Below are 18,592 nucleotides of genomic sequence, written 5' to 3' on the forward strand. Positions count from 1 at the left end.
AATGTACACACGTTTTTGTCAGTATACCATCTCGGCGGTCAATTCGGCAAGTGCAGCCGAATGCGTTCTCCTTCCTGAAGCGGCTCGTTGCTTTCCAGCACGATGCTCTGCTGCTCGAACAGCCCTTCCGTCACGGCCGTAAGCGAATCGTCGGCATCGGCGGCCGTAACGAAGATTTTGCGAATATGGAAGGCATTGCCGAGTGGCCCGTTCTTCTCCTCGATGCCGAACACGTATTTCTTGCCGTTTTCGTCATGAATCGCTTTGGTTGGTACAAGAATGACATCGTCAGTCGTCCGGGTCAGCTCGACCTGCACCCGCTCCCCGCCCTTTAGTTCATCATCCTGCAGCCTCACCCCGATACGCTTCATCGCCGCGCCTGTCAGCGATCCGTTCCCTCCCGCCGTCGTACCGGAAGCCGGAGCGTCGGTATCCTGGATAGATTCGATACGGCCCTCTACCCGACGCGCCTTGCTTCCTTTCACCTGCACCTTCAAGGCGTCTCCGATTTCCAGCTCGGTCGCTGCGTCGGAGGGGGTCAGGAACTCGAACTCGAAGCCGAGGCTTGTATTGGCGACGACCGCATCCGGCTTGCCGCCGGAAGCAAGACCCTCCACGGCGTAAACCTTCATGACGATTCCGTCAAACGGAGCCGTTAGCGCGCGATTCTCCTGCAAGTCATCCTGCAGCTTCTGCACTTTCCGCTCCTGCACGTCCAGATCGATCGCGCCGAGCTCCAACGCGCGCTTGGCGTCGGCAACGCCCTTCTCGTCGCCGTTTTGCGAAGCCTCCTTGAACGTTTTCTGCCAATCTTGGATCGACAGCTTCAGCTTCTTGACCCCGGCCTGCTCGTCCAGCAGCAGTTGCTCGGCCGCCTTCGAATCATACGTCACGAGAATTTGTCCTTTTTTGACCGGGTCCCCTTCCTTTACGTTGACCTTCCCGACCTTCCAGCCGGCAGGAGGGGTCAACTCCGCTTCCACCCTCCAGCTCACGACGCCGTCGGCGGCATACGCATGAACGAGCTGGCCCCGCCCCGGCACAGTCAACGTCACCTTGGGCAAAGCGAGCGTCAATAACGTATTGCCGAACAGCGTGCATACGAGCAGCAGCCCGATAAACAGACCGAACGCGAGTCGCAGCTTGCGTTTCCGGCCGGATACCGCTTGCTCGTTCCGTTGCAGTTCCATCGATGTCACCCCGTCAATCGCTACCCTTTGATGCCGGATAGCTGAATTCCCTCGATAAAATAAGACTCCGCATACAAAAACAGCAGCACCATCGGAGTCATGTACAGCACCGAGGCGGCAAAAGCAACTCCTCTCGCCCCTTCGTTGATCCGCGACAAATAAAGCGACAGCGGCTGCTTGAATGCATCCTCCAGAAAAATGAGCGGCTGTTCGACCATGTTCCAATTGTCGACGAACAGCAGGACGACCAGCGCCGCCATGCCCGGCCGGATGAGCGGTACGGCAATTTTGTAAAAGATAGCGATATGGCCCGCTCCGTCGATTTTGGCCGCTTCGATGTACGTATACGGGATATGCAGCATGAACTGCCGGAGCATGAACACCCCGAAGGCGCCGAAGATGCCCGGCAGCACGATCGCCGAAGCGCTGTTCATCAGCCCCAGCTTGTCAGCCATGATGTAATTGGGCACCAAGGTGACCTGGAACGGCATCAGCATCGTCATCAAATAGACGAAAAACAGCTTGTCCCGCCCCCGGAACCGCAGCTTGGCAAACGCATAAGCAGCCAAGGAAGCGACCGCCGCTTGCCCGGCGATAATCGGCACGACCAGAAGCACGGAATTCCAGAACATATGCAGAAACACCGGCTTATGAATCAGCACTTCGGCATACTGGCGGAAGGTTACCCAGTCCGGTAGCAGCTTCAAGTTTATATAGCCGTCCCGTTCCCCCGCGGCAATGTTGACCATTTTCCCGATTAGCCGGTAGTTGTGGTTGATTTCGCCCTCGGTCATGAACGAGTTGGTCAAGGTGACGACGATCGGAAACAGCATCGCCGCGGCCATCGCCACCGCCGCTGCCGTCAGCACGAGCTTACGCAACAAAGCCAATACGTTCACCGCCCCTTTTAGTCCATGAAATTCCGAAAACGGCGCTCGACGGCCAGCATGCCGCTCACCCCAAGCAGCATACAACCGACCATCAGAGTGGCGGCCGCCGTCAGCTTCTGGACATCGAGCGATACGAACATGTTGTTCATATAATGCTGCAGCATGTAAATGCGGTCATGCGGATAATCGCCTGCGATCAGATACGTTTCGCGGAACACCTTGAACGAATTAATGATGGACATGAGCACGACAAAAAACATCGTCGGGGTCAAATAAACGAGCGTAATATGCCTCCATTGGCGAAGCTTGCCCGCCCCTTCGATCTGCGCCGTCTCATAGTAATCCTGCGGAATGTTTTGCAGGCCGGCCAAAAACAGAATCATGTTGTACCCGACATTTTTCCACGTATAGACGACGGCCAGCACGACGATCGACCAATCGGACTTCATCCAGTCGACCCGCTCCAGGTGAAGCATTTGCATCCATACGTTCAGCGTGCCGTTCCAGTCAAATACGATTTGCCATACCATCACGATCGAAGCGACCGGCACGACAAGCGGCAGGACGAAGGCGGTTTGCAGCAGATTGCGCATAAACAACCGTTGGCGGAGCAGATGGGCCAGCAGCAGCGAGAGAGCAACAATCAGCGGCACGCTGACGCCGGTGAACAGGAAGGTGTTCGCCGCGGCCTTGCGGAAGGAGGCGCTCGCAAGGAGCGCCCTGTAATTGTCCAGACCGACGAACGAGCCGTCTACCGTACTGTCCTGAAACGAATACAGAACGCCCATCGCTAACGGGATCAAATAAAAGACGGCAAACCCGAGCAGGCTCGGCGTCAAAAAAAGCATTGCAGCGGCCCCGTCCTTGCGGAGCAAAACGGACAGCTTGCGCCCAAACCGTCTGATGCTTGTCAACAGCTTCATCTCCTTCCGAAAGCGAGAATGAACCCCGCATCTCGCTCAAGGTTCATCCCGTATCGCGCATTATTCGTTTAGAACGGTCGTGATCCGGTTCTGAATCAGCTTCGCCACCGCTTCCGGCGTTTTTTGCCCGGTGAAATACGCTTTGGAATCTTCCCGCACAATCTCGTCGATCTTGGAAGGCTTGAACTGAACAGGATAAATCGCTCCGTTCACGAACTTGTCCAAGTCGTCGATATCGTTCTGCGTGATGTCGAACGACTGCCCCTTCATCGGTCCGATCGGCTGGTCGGACTCGACCTTTCCCTTCTGCAGCAGCGCTTGCACTTTGTTCTGGTACGAAGCTTTATTGAGCGGGAAGCCGGCTCCGTCCGCCTTCGCCTGCACTTCGTCGGACAGCAGGAACTTGAGAAAGTCCCACGCCTCCGCCTTGACGGCCGACTTCTCGTTGAGACCGATCGTCTGGTACGTGCGGAAGAAACTTCCCGGCTTTTGCCCGTCTGCGTGCGGCATGACGTACAGCTTGGACTTGTAATCCATCTTGTTGGGCATGAACTCGCTCTGCCGGATTTCCCGGATGTAATCGCTGGGCGACACGATGGTCGTTTCGCGGAATATGGAAAAACGCGCCTGCTCATTGACCAGCCTGGCGTCATACAGCGACTTCACCTGCTGGAGCAAATCCGAGAAGGCGGCCGACTCGAAGTTCGCTCTGCGGTTCGGCTGGTCGATGAACGTGGCGTATTGGGCGTTTACAAAATTTGCGAGCATATATTCGGGCGGCATCCCTCCCAACGCAAACTTGTGATCCGGATCGGCCTTCTTCGCCAGCTCCTTGGCTACCCCGGCAAATTCGCTCCACGTCCAGCCCGAGTCGTCGAACGGGACCCCGCTGTTCTCAATCAGCGTCTTGTTGCCCATAAAGCCGTACAGAATAAAGCCAATCGGCATGCCGTAAATGCCTCCGTTCACCTTCATGCCGTCGAGCACATTGCTGAAATAGTTCTCCTTCCGAAACGATGGATCTTTGTCCATCAGGTCCCCCAGATTGGCCAGCAGCTTTTTGCCGACATAGCTTCCCGACGGAAGCTGGTCCATCTCGAGCAAATCCGGCCCTTTGCCGGACAGCATCGCCGTCCCGGTCGTTTTGACGAACTTCTCGAGATTTTCCTCCAGATGCTTGTTGTCCGAATCTACATACCGCAGATCGATTGTAATGTTCGGATGCTTGGCCTCATATTTCCGCTTGGCTTCGTTCAAAAACTCGCTGGGGAAAAAGGTGGAGAACACCACGGTCTTCTTCTCCGTCGTCGACGGCTGCCCGATCGTCTCCTGAACGGTTGGCGGATTGGCGGCATTCCCGGCCTGCGCCGGCGGGACGACGGCTTCCCCTTCTCCGTTCCCCGCTGCGCTTCTGCCGCCTGTGCCGCCTGCGCTGCATGCGGAGACGGCCACCATCGATACCGCCGTAAGCAACCCGACTAACGTATTTCTCATGATTGCGATCCCTCCTGCTCCGGTTCATCCGTCTTGCTACGAGCAACGCCGCAGCACCGGCGTTCTCGCCGTCTTACGTACAGGAACCAGTATAGGGCCGCGATATATGATAAGTTTGATGGACTTGTATGGAAGTTGTAAAAGTTGAACGCCCCCGCTCCGGAACGGCAAACAGGCCAACCGGCACTCGCCTGGTTGACCTCATCAATATAATAAAGCTGCTCCCCGATCGGTCGGAACGACCGGAGAACAGCTCCTGCGCGGCCAAAAGGCCAAAGCTTTCAAAATCGCGTCTACAGCCTGGAATAGTAGCCGAGCAGCGCCATTACATCTTTGCTGAAACCGACTACCTCGTTCCTCCGGTTGCTGACCGTGACGCCGTACCTCAGCGATTGGCCGGTTATGTCCGTATAATACAACTCCGCGTCGACTCCCCAGCGGGTCATCGACGGATTGAACGCCAGCTCGGCGAACGGGTAGATTCCCTTCTCTTCGAGGAAGCGGTCGGCGAGCGTAAACACCTTCTCCCGGCCTATGACAGCGGGCTCGCTCTGCCTCGAAGCCCCCGTTCTGGACAGCTTCAGAACATCGCCGTCCCTGGCGTTCAGCACCACCTCGAACACTTCTTTCGGCGCTTTGAGCTGAGTCAGGATGATCGTATAGAGACCGCCGGGAATACGGTCCAGCATCGGCTTATAGTCGAAGCGGAGCTCGGCGCTCTCGCCCTGCGGACGCGCCCTCGCCTGATTCGTCTCGACCAGCAAATCCTTGATTTTGTTCTGATCGACGGCCCTCAGCTCGAATTGCAGCCCGTCCATCGTCAAGTGCTGATCGTAAAACTTGTTGATCGCGCTCAAGCTGAGCGTCTTGACGGCGTCTTGCGACAAAATCCCCTCGTAAGCTTCCTCCGGCTGACGCTCGCCGGCGATTTTTTTGACCATGACCGTATTTTTGGGAACGCCGGCCAGCCAGCCTTCGCACCCGGAAGCAAAGAGCAGCGAAGCGCCCAGCAGACCATACAACCATCTGTTCATCGATGATGTCCTCCTTCGGAATGGTCCGGAGCAAAGACGACTTCCACCGTCGTCCCCCGATGCTCCTCACTGGCAACCCGTATGTCCGCTTGATGCGCGCTTGCGATGCTTTGACAGATGGCGAGCCCGAGACCGGCTCCGTTGCGGCTTCTCGTCCGGGCTTTGTCGGCCATGTAGAACGGCTCGAAGATGTTGTCGCGGTGCTCCTCGGCAATGCCGCTGCCCTTGTCGGTCACCTGCAGCACGCACCGGCCCTCGTGCCAGCGGACGCGGATCGTTACGGTCTGCCCTTCGGCGGAAGCCTTCACCGCATTGTCCACCAGATTGAATACCAACACTTGGATCAAATCTTTGTCCGCGACCAGGCTGCCCGCTTCGCAATCGGCGACAATGTCCACCCGCTTCTGCGCGGCCGCCATATCCAGTGCAGGCTTAATCTCGGCCACGATCTCGGCCAGCTCATGCGTTTCAATGCGGAGCCGTTCCTCCTGCAGCAAAATCAAGTCCATCAGCTTGAATGAAAGCGACTCCAGCCGCTTCGCTTCCGCATGGATCACGTTCAGTCCGTCCACAAACAGTTCTTCGTTGTATTTGGTCGTCCGCAAAAAGTTGGCGTATCCGATAATGGACGTAAGCGGCGTTTTCAGTTCATGGGTGAAATGCTGGATAAACCGCTGCTTCTGCTCGTTGTTCCGCTCCAGATCGGTAATCTTGTCCTCGACGACCGACGCCATATCGTTAAAATTGCGCGCCAGCACGCCAATCTCGTCCTTCGATCTCAGACGCACCCGCTCGGAGAAGCCGCCCCCGGCAATAACCCGGGCCGTCCGGTTCAGCCGATCAATTGATCTCGTGAGTCCCCGGCTGACGAAGAGCATGATCACCATGTACACGACACAGGCGGCCGCATCGACTTTAAGAAAAAAACGGTACTGATCCATACGGTCCTGATACACGTGCGTGACATCGACCATATAGGTGAAAACGTAGCTTTTGCGGTTGATATCCGTAATGTTCGAGGTGAACAGTACCGTACGAGGGCCGATATCCGACAGCATGTATTTGATCTCATCCGCTTCCAGCTTGTACAGCTCTCCGAGCGTGTCCGGCATCGGAAAGTCCGTATTGTTGAAGATTGCCCGCTCCGGTCCGTCGCGAATGTCGAGATAGACGCGCTGGTCGGTGTTTTTTTGCACGAATTCGTTGGCGATTCTCGTAAGCACCGTCTTCTCGTAATCGAGCGAATCGTAAATGCGTAAAATCGGCACGATCGCATCGACGCTGGCATGGATGCTCCTGTTCTGGCTTAACGCGCCGTTAATCTCCTGCCAGAGCATCTTGTTGTGGCTCCGTTCGATGACCATGACGGAGGCGGCATTGAAAATAACGACGAACACCACAATCGAGAAGAGATAAATTTTATGCCAAAACTTCATTTATCCGTCCTCCAGCCGGTAGCCCACCTTGTAAATCGTTTTGATCTGCTCCTGCAAATCCAGCTTTTTGCGCAGCGACTTGATATGCATATCGACGGTGCGCGTCTCGCCGTAATAGTCGCCGCCCCACACTTTGTCGATAAACTGTTCCCGCGAGAGGGCGATATTTTTATGTTTCAGCAGCATGACCAGCAGCTCGTATTCCTTCGGGGTCAGCTCGACCGCCTTCCCGTGCGCGGTGACCTCCCGCTTGTCCAGATCGACCCGGATCGCCTGCAATTCGATCACGCGCTCGTCCTTGCCGTACCGGCGCAATACCGTCTCGATCCGGGCGAGCAGCTCGATCGCTTCGAAAGGCTTGACGATATAATCGTCGGCGCCGAGCTTCAGCCCGTTCACTTTGTCGTAGACCGAGTTTTTGGCCGTCAGAAAAATGACCGGGATGCGGAGAGGCCTAATTTTCTCCATCAACGCGAAGCCGTCCAGACGAGGAATCATAACATCGAGCAGCACGAGGTCGAACTTGTCCCGCTTCAGCATGTCCAGCGCGGCCAAGCCGTCGTATGCTACGGCTGTCTCATACTGCACGAGCTTGAGATTCATCTTGATAATATTGGAAATATGAATGTCGTCTTCCACGATCAGTATCGTTTTGGGCATGTTCCAGGCAGCTCTCCTTATTACGCATAATCCGGCGGTCGACAACCAGGACTTATTCGCATGTTACAATAAAAAGCGCCGTCTGTACAAGGCGCCGCCTGTTTCCATCCCTCCGCTCCATACGGCGAGCAGGGTGCTTGACCGCGAAGCTTCCGGACGTATCGCGATCGCGCTGTCCGGCCGGGGCTGCGGGTTTCGGGCGCTTACATCGCCGACAGGCTCGCGCCTGCTTTACATCCAATTTGGACCCTGATATACCATCCATGTTCAAGGAATCGATAAACATTTGTCAACACCGCGATGCAAACGATGTCTTCCTTTTGGACAATCAGTGGTATGATAGAAACCTCAGTATTTTTTATCGACAACCGGGGGAATGAAGTCATGTGGAAGCCCGATCGCCAAAGCAAACAACCGCTATATGAACAAATTGCCGACCATCTGGAGCGGCGTATTTCATACGGCGAATTTCCGCCGGGCAGCCTGCTTCCGTCGGAGCGAAAGCTGGCCGAGCAATTGGGAGTAAACCGGAGCACCGTCATCCTGGCGTTCGCCGAGCTCCGCTCGATGGGAATCGTGGAGAGCCGAACCGGCAGCGGCACCCGTGTAAGCATGACCAAATGGGGAGCTACGCCGAAACATACGCCAAACTGGAGCCGATACGCCGAAGGCGGCAGCTTCTTGCCCAACGTGCCGTTCATGCGCAAAATCCGGGAAGCGCTGGCGCAAAATCCGGGGCTGGTCGACTTCGCCAGCGGGGAGCTCTCCGCCGACTTGGCCCCGATCGAGGAAATTACGGCGTTAATGAGCCGGCATCGGTACACGTCCTATCTCGGCTACGACAACCCGCAAGGCTATAGTCCGCTCCGCCAAGCGTTGGTCGCGTATTTGCAGCAATACCGCGGCATTCAGGCGACGGAATCGTCTATTCTGATTACATCCGGCTCCCAGCAATCGCTGTATTTGGTAACGCAATGCTTATTGTCGCCGGGGGATGCGGTTGCCATAGAAGATCCGTCTTATTGCTACTCGCTGCCTATGTTCCAATCGGCTGGACTCCGCTTGTTCCGACTTCCCGTGGACCGGCATGGCGCCCGTCCCGAAGATATTCGCTCGCTGTACAAAAAGCACCGTATCAAGATGGTGTTCATGAACCCGAATTTCCAGAACCCGACGGGAACGGTACTCGATATGGAGCGGCGCCGGCAGCTGCTTGACGTGGCCAGCGAGCTGGGGCTGCCGATCGTGGAGGACGACCCGTTCAGTCTGACCGCTTACGACGGAGCGCCTCCTTCTCCACTCAAGGCGATGGACGCGGTCGGATCTGTCCTATATATCGGGTCCTTGTCCAAAATCGCCGCCTCCGGCCTGCGGATCGGCTGGATGGTCGCCCCGCATTCCATCGTGGAAAGGCTTGCCGATGCCCGGCAGCAGATGGATTTCGGCCTAAGCGTCATCCCGCAGCAGGTAGCCGCGCAATTTCTGAAATCGCCCGATTTTCAGCCTCACCTCGACCGGCTGCGGATGCAATTGCAGTTCAAACGGGACTTGGTGATCGAAGCGCTGCGCAAGGAGCTCCCCGGCCTGGTGCGCTTTACGATCCCGCAAGGGGGCTTGCATTTGTGGTGCAAGCTGGAGCCCGAAGTCCACGACGGCAAGCTGCTGGAAGGCGCGATCCGCCGAGGCGTCGTGTTCGTGCCCGGCAGCGTATATGGCTCGGACTCCGGCTTCGTCCGGTTTACATTCGCCAGAGCGCCGGCCGACCGGATCGGGGAAGGGATTGCGAAGTTTGCGGAAGCACTGCGGGAGCTTACCGGAGAATCGTCCGTCCGCAACAGCACCGAATAAAAAGAACAACCGCGGAGTGCCTATGCCTCCGCGGTTGTTGCTGTTTCAGGTCGCCACCTGGTTATACATCATGATCCACATCGATCCGGCCACAATGACGAGTAGGATGACCAGGCCGAGCAGCAGCGCGGCCAAATTGTAGCGCGGCCGCTTTTCCTCGCGCAAATGCATGAAAAATACCAGCTGAACGAATAGCTGCAGAACGGCGGCGGCCATCAGCGCAAGCGCGTTCGCCGTTCCTTCCAGCCAGCCGCCCAGCACGATCGCGACCGAGATGCCCGTCAAGACGAGCGAGTAAACAAAGCCGATCGTGTACGACCGGAACGAGCCGTGCGCTTCCTCGGACGAATGGGACGAATCCGAATATGCCATCCCTAGCTCACCCCCATCAAATAAACAACCGTTAAGACGAATATCCACACCACGTCCAGGAAATGCCAAAACAGGCTGATGACGTTCACTTTTCTTCTCCTTGCGGGCGTCAATCCTTTACGGGCCAATTGAACGATCAACCCGATCATCCAGACAAGGCCGACGGCTACGTGCAAGCCGTGGGTGCCGACCAGCGTATAAAACGCCGATAAAAACGCGCTTGTTCCGATGGTCGCCCCTTCGTGCACGAGATGAACGAACTCGTTGATCTCCAGACCGAGGAAGCCCGCGCCCAGAAGAGCAGTCGCTCCGAGCCAGCCGATCAGCGCACGCGTGTTGCCTTTGTGCATGGCCAGCACGGCCAGTCCGCACGTATAGCTGCTCGTCAACAGGATGACGGTGCTGGCGATAATACCGTTCAGCTCGAACAGCTCCGCCGGTCCCGGACCTCCATTCGTATTGCCCTTCAGCACGATATAGGCCGCAAAAAAAGTGCCGAATAAGATGACGTCAGTCATCAGATAGATCCAAAAACCGAACGTGCGCATCCCTTCCAGATCGGGATGCTCGTGGTGTTCCGTCTGCGGGCCGGTCGGGTGCGCCGGTTCCCCTATGCGGGCGATGCGAGCTTGAGCCATGTTATAGCGTCACCCTGCCTTTCTCCGCTTCCGTACGTTCGATTTCTTCGACCGGAATGTAGTAGTCGGTATCGTCGTTGAACGAGTGGGCCAGCATGCATACGGCAACGCCGGTCAAGCCCGCGACCACAAACCACGTCCAGTGAAACACGAAGCCGAAACCGGCGATAAACCAGCAAGCCGACATAAGGATCGGAATGCCCGAATTTCTCGGCATATGAATTGGCTCCAGCTTTCGCGGCGCCTCCGGAACGACTATCCCCTGCTCGCGCAGCTGCTTCCGCTCCCACCAGTCGTCCTGGTGGGCGACATGAGGCAGCACCGCGAAGTTGTAAAGCGGAGCCGGGGACGGGATCGACCATTCCAGCGTTCTTCCGTTCCACGGGTCCCCGGTCGTGTCTTGATTGGCGTGGCGATGCTTGACGCTATGCGAGATTTGCCATACCTGGAACAGGAAGGCGATGCCCATCAGCACGGCTCCGATCGTGGACACCAGATTCATCTCCCACCAGCCTTTGTCCCAGCCGTAAGAGACTATACGCCGGGTCATACCCATCAAGCCGAGCGCATATTGCGGCATGAAGCACAAATAGAAGCCGATATTCCAAAACCAGAACGCCCATTTGCCGATACGCTCGTTCAGCTTGAAGCCGAACAGCTTCGGCCACCAATAATACAAGCCCGCGAAATAGCCGAACACGACCCCGCCTATAATGACATGGTGGAAATGCGCGATCAGAAAATAGCTGTTATGGAACTGAAAGTCGGCCGGAGCCACCGACAGCAGCACGCCGGTCAAGCCGCCCGTGACGAAGCACGGAATGAACGCGATCGTCCACAGCATCGGCGTCTCGAACGTAATGCGGCCCCGAAACATCGTAAACAGCCAGTTGAACACTTTGACTCCCGTCGGAATGGCGATGAGCATCGTCGTGAGGGCGAAGAAGGCGTTGACGTCTGCCCCCGATCCCATCGTAAAAAAGTGATGCGCCCATACGAGAAACGATAAGATACTGATGATCATCATCGCGTAGACCATCGATTTGTAGCCGAACAGCTTCTTCTTGGAAAAGGTCGATACGATCTCCGAGAATATGCCGAAGGCCGGCAGTACGATAATATAGACCTCAGGGTGGCCCCACATCCAGATCAGGTTGATGTACATCATCGGATTGCCGCCGCCGTCCAGCGTGAAGAAATGAGCGCCCGCATATCGATCGAGGAACAGCAGCGCCAGCGTCGCGGTCAAAATCGGGAACGAAAAGATGATCGCAATGCAGCTGGACAGTACCGACCACGGAAACATCGGCATTTTCATCAGCTTCATTCCCGGCGCGCGCATCTTCAGAATGGTCACGATAAAGTTGATCCCGGTCATCAAGCTGCCGATCCCGGAAATCTGAATGCCCCAAATGTAGAAATCCTGGCCTACGCCCGGATTGTACATCAGCTCTGAATAAGGCGGATACGCAAGCCACCCGGCATCCGGCGAGCCGCCGATGACGAACGACACATTGAACAGCATCGCGCCCGAGAAAAACAGCCAGAAGCTGAGCGCGTTCAGGAACGGAAATGCCACGTCCCGCGCCCCAATCTGCAGCGGAACCATCACGTTAAACAAACCGAACATAAACGGCATCGCCATAAACAAAATCATAATAACGCCATGGGTCGTAAAGATCTGGTTGTAATGATCCGGCGCCAAAAATCCGAGCTCCGGCATCGCCAGCTGCGTCCGCATCAGCAGCGCGTCCACCCCGCCGCGGAACAGCATCAGGAACGCCGCCAAAATGTACATGATGCCGATCCGCTTATGATCGACGGTGGTTAGCCATTCGCGCCACAGCCAGCCCCATTTCCTGAAATACGTCAGTCCCGCCACGACGGCGATCAGCGTCAGCCCGATGGCGACGTCCGCTCCGTAAATGAGCGGGTCTCCCGTTACAAAAAAATCGGAAGCAAAGCTTTTCACTTTGTCCCACATGCGCAACTCCTCCTGTTCCGGTTAATGGCCCGTCGACGCATGACCGTCGGGTTGGCTATGATGCGACTCCGCCGGCTTGCGACCACCGGCCGGAGCTTCACCCGGCGGTGACCCGGTCGAAGGCGCTGGCTTTCCATGCCCGTGCTCCTCCGCCGCCGCTTGGCCGTGGCCGCCGTGGGACGCCCCGTACTGGGTCACGGTCCGCTCGAACAGCTTGTCCGGGAACGAAGAGAACGTCTGCACCGGCGACTTGGACGGCTCGACAAGCCTCTTGTATCCGTCGTCCGTCAGCGCCGGCGACCGCTCCTTAATCCCGGCGACCCAGCGGTCGAAAGCGTCGCCGCTCATCGACTCCACATCGAAGTACATATCCGCGAAATGGGTGCCGGTAAAATTGGCGCCGGAGCCCCAGTACGTGCCGATTTCGTCCGCTTGCAAATACAGCGTCATAGCCATGCCCGACATCGCGTACATTTGCCCCCCAAGCTGCGGAATCCAGAACGAATTCATCGGCGAGTCGGCGGTAATCTCGAACCGGACCGGGACCCCCTGAGGAATTTTCAGCTCATTGACGGTGGCGATCCCCTGCTCCGGATACTGGAACAGCCATTTCCAGTTGAGCGAGGTCACCTGAACGGTTAACGGCTTATGCGGCGATTCCAGCGGCCGCGACGGCTCCAGCTTGTACGTGCCTTTTACCGTAATGATGGCCAGCGTCAAAATAATGGCGATCGGGATGCCCCACCAAATCGCCTCCAATCGTGTGCTGTGCTCCCAGCGGGGCGTGTAGGCCGCCTTCCTGCCTTCCCGGTCCCGGTAACGCCAGACGATGATCGCGGTCAAAATCAGAACCGGCACGACGACAATACCGCACAGTACGAGCGATACCGTCATCAAATCGCGCTGCTGCTCGGCAATCGGCCCCTTCGGGTCCAGTACGACCATCGATTTCGTGCAGCCGGCGGCGACCAGCAGGACGAACGGCATCAATGCGGCCGCCAGTCGCTTGAAAGCTTGGCTTCCCTTCATCGTCTCAGCTCCTGTCGATTTGGATTTGCCTATCGGCTTGAATCAACCTCACTTTATAGGAGAACCCTAACCATGTCACCAGCCGCTGAACGCCGACCTGCAACCCGCCATGTTCAACAATTTGCAACAAAATCGCCGCAAGCGGGGACTCCAAAGCGGCGCGTTTTAAGAGGCTTCCTAGGGGGAATCGGAGGAAGCCCGTTGCATTCCGAAAAGGATGGCCTTGCCGCTTCAAACATGTTGTTTTGAACCCCTTTTAAGGAATAAACCTTCTAGCGGTAGGAGTTCAAAGAAGTTCTTTCGTTCAACTTATATAGAAGGACGGCGTTTCTGCACGCCAACAAACTCTTCGACACTTGGCCGAAGAGTTTTTATTAGGGCTGCGAGATACCGGCAGCCGCCTCGCTTTGCTGCTCTAGACGAAGCAGGATTACGGAGCCGCATGTCGAAATCAATCCTGTTTTCTCCGCTTTCGACTACCGGGCAAAGGAGTGTGCGGCAAGACGATGTATGTGCCGAAACCGTACCAAATGAACGACATGGAAATCACGCTGGATTTTATCCGTCGCAACAGCTTTGGACTGCTAATTACCCACTCCGCCCGTTCTGCAGCCACCCCCCTGCCTTTTCTGGTCAAGCAAGAGGGCGATTCGATCCGCTTGTACGGGCATCTGGCAAGGGCCAATCCGCAATCGCAGGAGCTCGATGGCGAAGCGCTTGTCGTGTTTTCCGGACCCCATGCGTATATTTCCCCTACGTGGTACGGAGATGCAATACCCGAAGTGCCTACCTGGAATTACCAGTCGGCGCACGTATACGGGCGGTGCTCCATCTTGGCCGATCCCGAAGAAGTATTGAAGCTGCTGGAGGACACGATCGATTACTACGAGTCTTCTCAACAAAAGCCGTGGAGCTTGACCAATGTAGACCCTGCCTATGTTCAACGGCTCGCCAAGCATATTGTGGGGTTTTCCATAGAAGCGACGCAGATCGAGGGCGCCTGGAAGCTTCATCAGGACTACCCGCTCGAAGCCCGGAGGGGCGCGATTGCCGCGCTGGGGCAGCGAAGCGACGACAACTCCCGTCTTATCGCCAAGCTGATGCAAGAACGGTTGGATGAGACAAACGACGGCTAGTTGGGAAAAGGCTCAAAGCGCCCCAAGCGCTTTTCCGATCCTCTCCATTGTGCGAACGCCCTCTGTCATCGCTTCCTCCGTCAGGTGGGGAAAATAAAAAAACGCACCATATCGGACCGGGACAGCGTCCGATTCCCGGACGGACGTATCGGACCAGTGTATCCCCGCTTCCCTGCACGCCGAACGAAACCGGACGTACTGTTCCGGCGCGCCATTCCACCAACCGAATACGCTTAACCCGGCATCCCCTTCGATCCATGTAAACCAAGGAGAAAGCAGCGAGCTGAACAGCTCGCGCAGCTGCCTGAACTTCCTGCCGTACACCCGCTTCATCCGGCGCAGATTGCGCTCGTAATCCCCGCTCTGCATCCAGGCCGCCAGCGTGCGCTGCTCCAGCAAGTTGCAGGGCCGCGGATCGAACAGCGCCTTCGCTTTGGCAAACAGCGGGATGAGCGGTTCCGGCAGTACGGCATAGCCGATCCGAACATGAGGAAGCAGCGTATTGCTGAAGCTGCCCATGTAGAGGACGCGGCCTTCGCGGTCCAAAACCTTCAACGGCTCCAGCGATTTGCCGCGGTGACGGAATTCGCTGTCGTAGTCGTCCTCCACAATAAGCGACTGGTTGGCGGAGGCCCACGCCAGAAGCCGCTGTCTACGCTCCAAGGGCAATACCGCCCCGGTCGGAAACTGGCGGTTGGGCGTGACAAACAGCAGCTTCGCTTTCCACGGCTCCGGTATAATCCCCTGGTCGTCAACCGGAGCGGGGACGCAAACGCCGCCCGCTGCCTGAAAGGCGTCCGCGGCCCCCGTGTAGCACGGATTCTCGATGACGACTCGGTCGCCCGGGTCGATAAAAAGCTGCGCCGTCAAAGCGATCGCCTGCATGGAGCCGCTAAAGACCGCAATGTGCCGGGCATCGGCGGCGATCCCCCGGACGCGCCGCAAATATTGCGCCAAGCATTCCCGGAGCGCTTCGTCCCCCAAGACGGATGTGCGGACGCGGCGCGGTCGCGCCTCGGCCAATAGCCTCGTCTGTGCAAACAGGCAGCGGTTCCATTCCGCGTCGGGAAACGATTCGGGATCGGGACCTGCTGCCCGAAAGTCTACACCCCGCTTCGCCCCGGCATCCTTATCCGCCGCCCCTGCTTCCGCCCTTCCGTCGTTCAGCGCTTGCAGCCGACTGCCCCAGTCCGAGTAGACATACGCTCCTTGGCCAGAACGCTCATCCGGCTTCTCCTCGGGAGGTCGATAGGCAACAAACGTGCCGCGGCCCACTCCACTGGTCATGTAGCCTTCGGACGCCAGCATATCGTACACCTGGCTCACGGTCCCGCGCGACATGCCGTACAGCGTCGCCAATTCCCGGCTCGACGGCAGTTTCGTGTCCACCCCCAGCATCCCGGAAACGATGCAATCGCGGAGAGCATGGTAAAGCGCAAGGCGTTTGGTCGGATAACTGTCCGTATACAGGTGATAGGGAATGTGGAATTGCATGCTGTCCCCCGCCTCCTTTCAAATGGTCCAATAAAAATAATCTAAATTGGATCTTTTGAATTGTCAATAAATGCAGTAAGCTGAGACTCATCGGGAAACGTTAACGATACAGAGGAGGGCTCGTTCCATGCGGAGAAAAGAATTCGACATGATGGATAAAGAGGAAACCGAACATTTTTTGCAGGAAATGAGCTTCGGGGTGCTGGGAACGATCAACGAGGATGGCTGGCCGGAGCTGACCCCGCTGAATTTCGTTTATCACAACAGCCATCTTTATTTTCACGGCAGTCTGGCCGGCCGCAAGATGAAAAACTTGAAGGCCGATCAAAGGGCGACATTCGTCGTCGCCAAGGAATACGCCATCATTCCTTCCTACTTCAAGGACCCGAAGCTGGCCTGCCCGGCGACCGCTTTCTTCAAATCGGTGATGATTAAGGGTCACGCCGAGCTGTTATCGGACCTTGAAGAAAAAGCGGAAGGGCTGGCCGCCTTTATGCGCAAGCTTCAGCCACAGGGAGGCTATGCTCCGATCGATCCAGCCGACCCGGACTATACCGGTCAGCTCAAAAGCACCTCCGTCGTCCGCATCAGCGTAAGCGAGCTGTCGGCCAAATACAAATTCGGGCAAAATTTGAAGGAAGAAGGCTTCGAACAACTAGCCGGACAACTGCTGCAACGGAACGAAGGACTGGACGCGGAAACGGTGGCGATGATGGAAGCGCTCTGCCCGCATCATCGTAAAAGCGGCGCTGTCGCACCGCACGACGGGGAATAACGAATAATCGCGCACGTTCATCCAAACGCCTATGCCCGACAGAGACGGTCCGATTCGGACAAGTTGCTCTGGCGTACATAGGCGTTTTAGGCGTTGACGCGCTTTTCGCAAACCAGATAGCGGCATGCCGCTCCTCCGTCTGCCATGCATTCCATACGCTTCACATCCGCATCGAGCAACTCGGCAAATAATTCCAGCTCGCACTGGCACACTTGACGGTATCGGCTTGCAACCCGCGATACCGGACAGTTTGCTTCCTCCAGTATATAGATGCCCTTTCCCGCCTTCTCCAGCTTGACCATATACCCGAGATCGTCCTGGATGCGCGCGAGAGCGGTCAGCCGTTCTTCCAGCCGGCAGCCCGTCTGCACCGACCGGAACTCGTTTCTCAGCTTCTCGGTTCTCTTGGCGAACAGCTCATCCAGAAACGTCTCGCCGAACGTATCGCGGATGCTGTCCAGCAGCTCTAACGTGAGACCGTCGTACTGGTTCGGAAACAGCTCCTCCGCCGCATCGGACAGCCGGTAGACCGCCACCGGTTTTCGCGCCTTCCGCCGTTCGAATTTGAGCCGGACGTACCGTTCTTTTTGCAAAGCGAGCAAATGCCGGCGAACGGCCATTCCCGTCAATCCCAGCCGGTCGGCCATGTCCTGTACGGTCAGAAGCCCGTTTATTTTAAGCAGAATCAAGATGTCCCGTCTGGTCGACGGCTGCCGTGCCTCGTCCGTTCGCGCGTTCATGGATTTCCCCTCCTCGTATCAGCCTTTCAAATCAAGTGTACACGATTGAAAATATTTTGTATATATACAACTATTTTTGCTTAGGTAAACATTATGTTCAACCTCCTTCCTGCCGTTATCCGCGCAGAAACGGCTGTCCGTCCGAAAGGCCGTCGCAGCCGTTGCAGCCTGACGGCGCAAAAACCGACGATGCCTGCGCCGGTTGACAAACCGGATTCGGATTCTCTATAATTGCCACTAAACGTATAGTCCAAAGGTGAATCCGACCATGTCCCCTCGTACCCGAGAGCAGAACGAAGAAATTCGCAACCAGCGGAAACAGGAAATATTACAGGCGGCTATCCGCGTGTACGTCGATCAAGGCTACGCCGCCTCCGATATGGGACAGATCGCCGACCAGGCCGGTCTTGCGCACGGGCTGGTCTATTATTATTTCAAAAATAAAAAAGCTCTGTTTCGAGAGCTTTACCATTTTATGATGGAACAGTCCAAAAGCCACACGGAAACGCATTTCCGGCAAGAAGGCTCGGTATTCGATCTGTTCCGCAGCTATGCCAGGTCGATCTGCGAGCGGGTGCTGGACAATCCCGCGATCTCGCGGTTTTATATCCGAATCGGTCTGGATTTGCATCACCTGTACGCGCCGGAGCAATATTCGCCGTTCGAATGGGTGAAGCAGTTTATGCAGCAAATAACCCAAGCGATCGAGAAAGGCATTGCCCAAGGGACGATCCCACAGGGAGATCCCCATCTGATGGCCATGCAGTTTTGGGGCTCCGTGTCCCAGGGGATGAACTACCTCGATCAATTGCAGCAAGAGCTGGCGGCGCAGCAAACGGAGGAAGCCGAGGTCCGCCGTCAGTTAAACAAGGCGCTGGATCAGGTGGTCGAATCGTCCTTATCTTTGTTTCGTATCTGAACCCTCAACAAAGGCCCGCGACATAACGTC

Annotated in this window: 17 protein-coding genes; 4 read left to right on the forward strand and 13 right to left on the reverse strand. The window is 56.7% G+C overall.

Going from position 1 to position 18,592, the window contains the following annotated elements; all coding sequences use genetic code 11:
- Positions 1-38: 38 nt before the first annotated feature.
- From ABD796_RS12695 to ABD796_RS12725, 7 genes are all read right to left on the reverse strand, one after another.
- On the reverse strand, positions 39-1,190 hold the full coding sequence (locus ABD796_RS12695) for an efflux RND transporter periplasmic adaptor subunit (RefSeq protein WP_344908298.1): 1,152 nt from the start codon (positions 1,188-1,190) through the stop codon (positions 39-41).
- Between the two features lie 20 nt (positions 1,191-1,210).
- Positions 1,211-2,035: a carbohydrate ABC transporter permease gene (locus tag ABD796_RS12700; protein WP_344908945.1), complete on the reverse strand. Its 825-nt coding sequence runs from the start codon at positions 2,033-2,035 to the stop codon at positions 1,211-1,213.
- A 62-nt stretch (positions 2,036-2,097) separates the two neighbouring features.
- Positions 2,098-3,003 carry a carbohydrate ABC transporter permease gene (locus ABD796_RS12705; RefSeq protein WP_379120029.1) on the reverse strand — a complete coding sequence of 302 codons (906 nt, stop codon included), beginning with the start codon at positions 3,001-3,003 and terminating at the stop codon, positions 2,098-2,100.
- A gap of 60 nt (positions 3,004-3,063) precedes the next feature.
- On the reverse strand, positions 3,064-4,497 hold the full coding sequence (locus tag ABD796_RS12710; protein WP_344908301.1) for an ABC transporter substrate-binding protein: 1,434 nt from the start codon (positions 4,495-4,497) through the stop codon (positions 3,064-3,066).
- 293 nt (positions 4,498-4,790) lie between these two features.
- Positions 4,791-5,531, reverse strand: coding sequence for a hypothetical protein (locus ABD796_RS12715; protein ID WP_344908303.1), 741 nt, complete (start codon positions 5,529-5,531; stop codon positions 4,791-4,793).
- Entirely contained in the window at positions 5,528-6,967 is a 1,440-nt protein-coding gene (locus ABD796_RS12720; protein ID WP_344908306.1) for a sensor histidine kinase, read from the reverse strand. The genes ABD796_RS12715 and ABD796_RS12720 overlap by 4 nt, the downstream gene beginning before the upstream one ends.
- The gene (locus ABD796_RS12725) at positions 6,968-7,627 is read right to left on the reverse strand and encodes a response regulator transcription factor (protein ID WP_344908309.1); all 660 of its coding nucleotides are present in this window, start codon (positions 7,625-7,627) and stop codon (positions 6,968-6,970) included.
- Between the two features lie 384 nt (positions 7,628-8,011).
- On the opposite strand from ABD796_RS12725, the gene pdxR (ABD796_RS12730) reads away from it, so the two are divergent.
- Positions 8,012-9,475: a MocR-like pyridoxine biosynthesis transcription factor PdxR gene (pdxR, locus tag ABD796_RS12730; protein WP_344908312.1), complete on the forward strand. Its 1,464-nt coding sequence runs from the start codon at positions 8,012-8,014 to the stop codon at positions 9,473-9,475.
- A gap of 45 nt (positions 9,476-9,520) precedes the next feature.
- Here the strand turns inward: pdxR (ABD796_RS12730) and cyoD are convergent, their stop codons facing one another.
- From cyoD to ABD796_RS12750, 4 genes are read right to left on the reverse strand one after another with little or no spacing between them, the layout of a single operon-like run.
- Positions 9,521-9,847, reverse strand: coding sequence for a cytochrome o ubiquinol oxidase subunit IV (gene cyoD / locus ABD796_RS12735; protein WP_344908315.1), 327 nt, complete (start codon positions 9,845-9,847; stop codon positions 9,521-9,523).
- A gap of 2 nt (positions 9,848-9,849) precedes the next feature.
- Positions 9,850-10,485: a cytochrome o ubiquinol oxidase subunit III gene (gene cyoC, locus ABD796_RS12740; protein ID WP_344908318.1), complete on the reverse strand. Its 636-nt coding sequence runs from the start codon at positions 10,483-10,485 to the stop codon at positions 9,850-9,852.
- A 1-nt stretch (position 10,486) separates the two neighbouring features.
- Complete coding sequence (locus ABD796_RS12745) at positions 10,487-12,469, reverse strand: cbb3-type cytochrome c oxidase subunit I (RefSeq protein WP_344908320.1); 1,983 nt, start codon at positions 12,467-12,469, stop codon at positions 10,487-10,489.
- A gap of 21 nt (positions 12,470-12,490) precedes the next feature.
- The gene (locus tag ABD796_RS12750) at positions 12,491-13,498 is read right to left on the reverse strand and encodes a COX aromatic rich motif-containing protein (protein WP_344908323.1); all 1,008 of its coding nucleotides are present in this window, start codon (positions 13,496-13,498) and stop codon (positions 12,491-12,493) included.
- 506 nt (positions 13,499-14,004) lie between these two features.
- Between ABD796_RS12750 and ABD796_RS12755 the strand changes: the two genes are divergently transcribed.
- A complete protein-coding gene (locus tag ABD796_RS12755; RefSeq protein WP_344908326.1) occupies positions 14,005-14,634 on the forward strand; it encodes an FMN-binding negative transcriptional regulator in 630 nt (209 codons plus the stop codon).
- A gap of 12 nt (positions 14,635-14,646) precedes the next feature.
- Here ABD796_RS12755 and pdxR (ABD796_RS12760) read toward each other — a convergent pair whose 3' ends face one another.
- A complete protein-coding gene (gene pdxR, locus ABD796_RS12760; RefSeq protein WP_344908329.1) occupies positions 14,647-16,128 on the reverse strand; it encodes a MocR-like pyridoxine biosynthesis transcription factor PdxR in 1,482 nt (493 codons plus the stop codon).
- 127 nt (positions 16,129-16,255) lie between these two features.
- Here pdxR (ABD796_RS12760) and ABD796_RS12765 point away from each other — a divergent pair, with 127 nt between their 5' ends.
- Positions 16,256-16,903 (forward strand): pyridoxamine 5'-phosphate oxidase family protein, encoded by a 648-nt coding sequence (locus ABD796_RS12765; protein WP_344908332.1) that lies wholly within the window; start codon positions 16,256-16,258, stop codon positions 16,901-16,903.
- A gap of 86 nt (positions 16,904-16,989) precedes the next feature.
- On the opposite strand, the gene ABD796_RS12770 is transcribed toward ABD796_RS12765, so the two are convergent.
- Positions 16,990-17,643 carry a helix-turn-helix transcriptional regulator gene (locus ABD796_RS12770; RefSeq protein WP_344908334.1) on the reverse strand — a complete coding sequence of 218 codons (654 nt, stop codon included), beginning with the start codon at positions 17,641-17,643 and terminating at the stop codon, positions 16,990-16,992.
- 268 nt (positions 17,644-17,911) lie between these two features.
- On the opposite strand from ABD796_RS12770, the gene ABD796_RS12775 reads away from it, so the two are divergent.
- The gene (locus ABD796_RS12775) at positions 17,912-18,562 is read left to right on the forward strand and encodes a TetR/AcrR family transcriptional regulator (protein ID WP_344908337.1); all 651 of its coding nucleotides are present in this window, start codon (positions 17,912-17,914) and stop codon (positions 18,560-18,562) included.
- The last annotated feature ends 30 nt before the right edge of the window (positions 18,563-18,592 follow it).

This window comes from Paenibacillus hodogayensis (assembly GCF_039536325.1).
Classification (GTDB): domain Bacteria; phylum Bacillota; class Bacilli; order Paenibacillales; family NBRC-103111; genus Paenibacillus_AB; species Paenibacillus_AB hodogayensis.

What these genes read in the sequence shown, in the direction of transcription:
- ABD796_RS12765 (WP_344908332.1), top strand. Translation starts at nt 16,256, where the DNA reads ATGCGGAGAAAAGAATTCGACATGATGGATAAAGAGGAAACCGAACAT.
- ABD796_RS12755 (WP_344908326.1), top strand. Translation starts at nt 14,005, where the DNA reads ATGTATGTGCCGAAACCGTACCAAATGAACGACATGGAAATCACGCTG.
- ABD796_RS12710 (WP_344908301.1), bottom strand. Translation starts at nt 4,497, where the DNA reads ATGAGAAATACGTTAGTCGGGTTGCTTACGGCGGTATCGATGGTGGCC.
- ABD796_RS12745 (WP_344908320.1), bottom strand. Translation starts at nt 12,469, where the DNA reads ATGTGGGACAAAGTGAAAAGCTTTGCTTCCGATTTTTTTGTAACGGGA.
- ABD796_RS12725 (WP_344908309.1), bottom strand. Translation starts at nt 7,627, where the DNA reads ATGCCCAAAACGATACTGATCGTGGAAGACGACATTCATATTTCCAAT.
- pdxR (WP_344908329.1), bottom strand. Translation starts at nt 16,128, where the DNA reads ATGCAATTCCACATTCCCTATCACCTGTATACGGACAGTTATCCGACC.
- ABD796_RS12770 (WP_344908334.1), bottom strand. Translation starts at nt 17,643, where the DNA reads ATGAACGCGCGAACGGACGAGGCACGGCAGCCGTCGACCAGACGGGAC.
- cyoD (WP_344908315.1), bottom strand. Translation starts at nt 9,847, where the DNA reads ATGGCATATTCGGATTCGTCCCATTCGTCCGAGGAAGCGCACGGCTCG.
- cyoC (WP_344908318.1), bottom strand. Translation starts at nt 10,485, where the DNA reads ATGGCTCAAGCTCGCATCGCCCGCATAGGGGAACCGGCGCACCCGACC.
- pdxR (WP_344908312.1), top strand. Translation starts at nt 8,012, where the DNA reads ATGTGGAAGCCCGATCGCCAAAGCAAACAACCGCTATATGAACAAATT.
- ABD796_RS12720 (WP_344908306.1), bottom strand. Translation starts at nt 6,967, where the DNA reads ATGAAGTTTTGGCATAAAATTTATCTCTTCTCGATTGTGGTGTTCGTC.
- ABD796_RS12715 (WP_344908303.1), bottom strand. Translation starts at nt 5,531, where the DNA reads ATGAACAGATGGTTGTATGGTCTGCTGGGCGCTTCGCTGCTCTTTGCT.
- ABD796_RS12705 (WP_379120029.1), bottom strand. Translation starts at nt 3,003, where the DNA reads ATGAAGCTGTTGACAAGCATCAGACGGTTTGGGCGCAAGCTGTCCGTT.
- ABD796_RS12695 (WP_344908298.1), bottom strand. Translation starts at nt 1,190, where the DNA reads ATGGAACTGCAACGGAACGAGCAAGCGGTATCCGGCCGGAAACGCAAG.
- ABD796_RS12700 (WP_344908945.1), bottom strand. Translation starts at nt 2,035, where the DNA reads ATGGCCGCGGCGATGCTGTTTCCGATCGTCGTCACCTTGACCAACTCG.
- ABD796_RS12750 (WP_344908323.1), bottom strand. Translation starts at nt 13,498, where the DNA reads ATGAAGGGAAGCCAAGCTTTCAAGCGACTGGCGGCCGCATTGATGCCG.
- ABD796_RS12775 (WP_344908337.1), top strand. Translation starts at nt 17,912, where the DNA reads ATGTCCCCTCGTACCCGAGAGCAGAACGAAGAAATTCGCAACCAGCGG.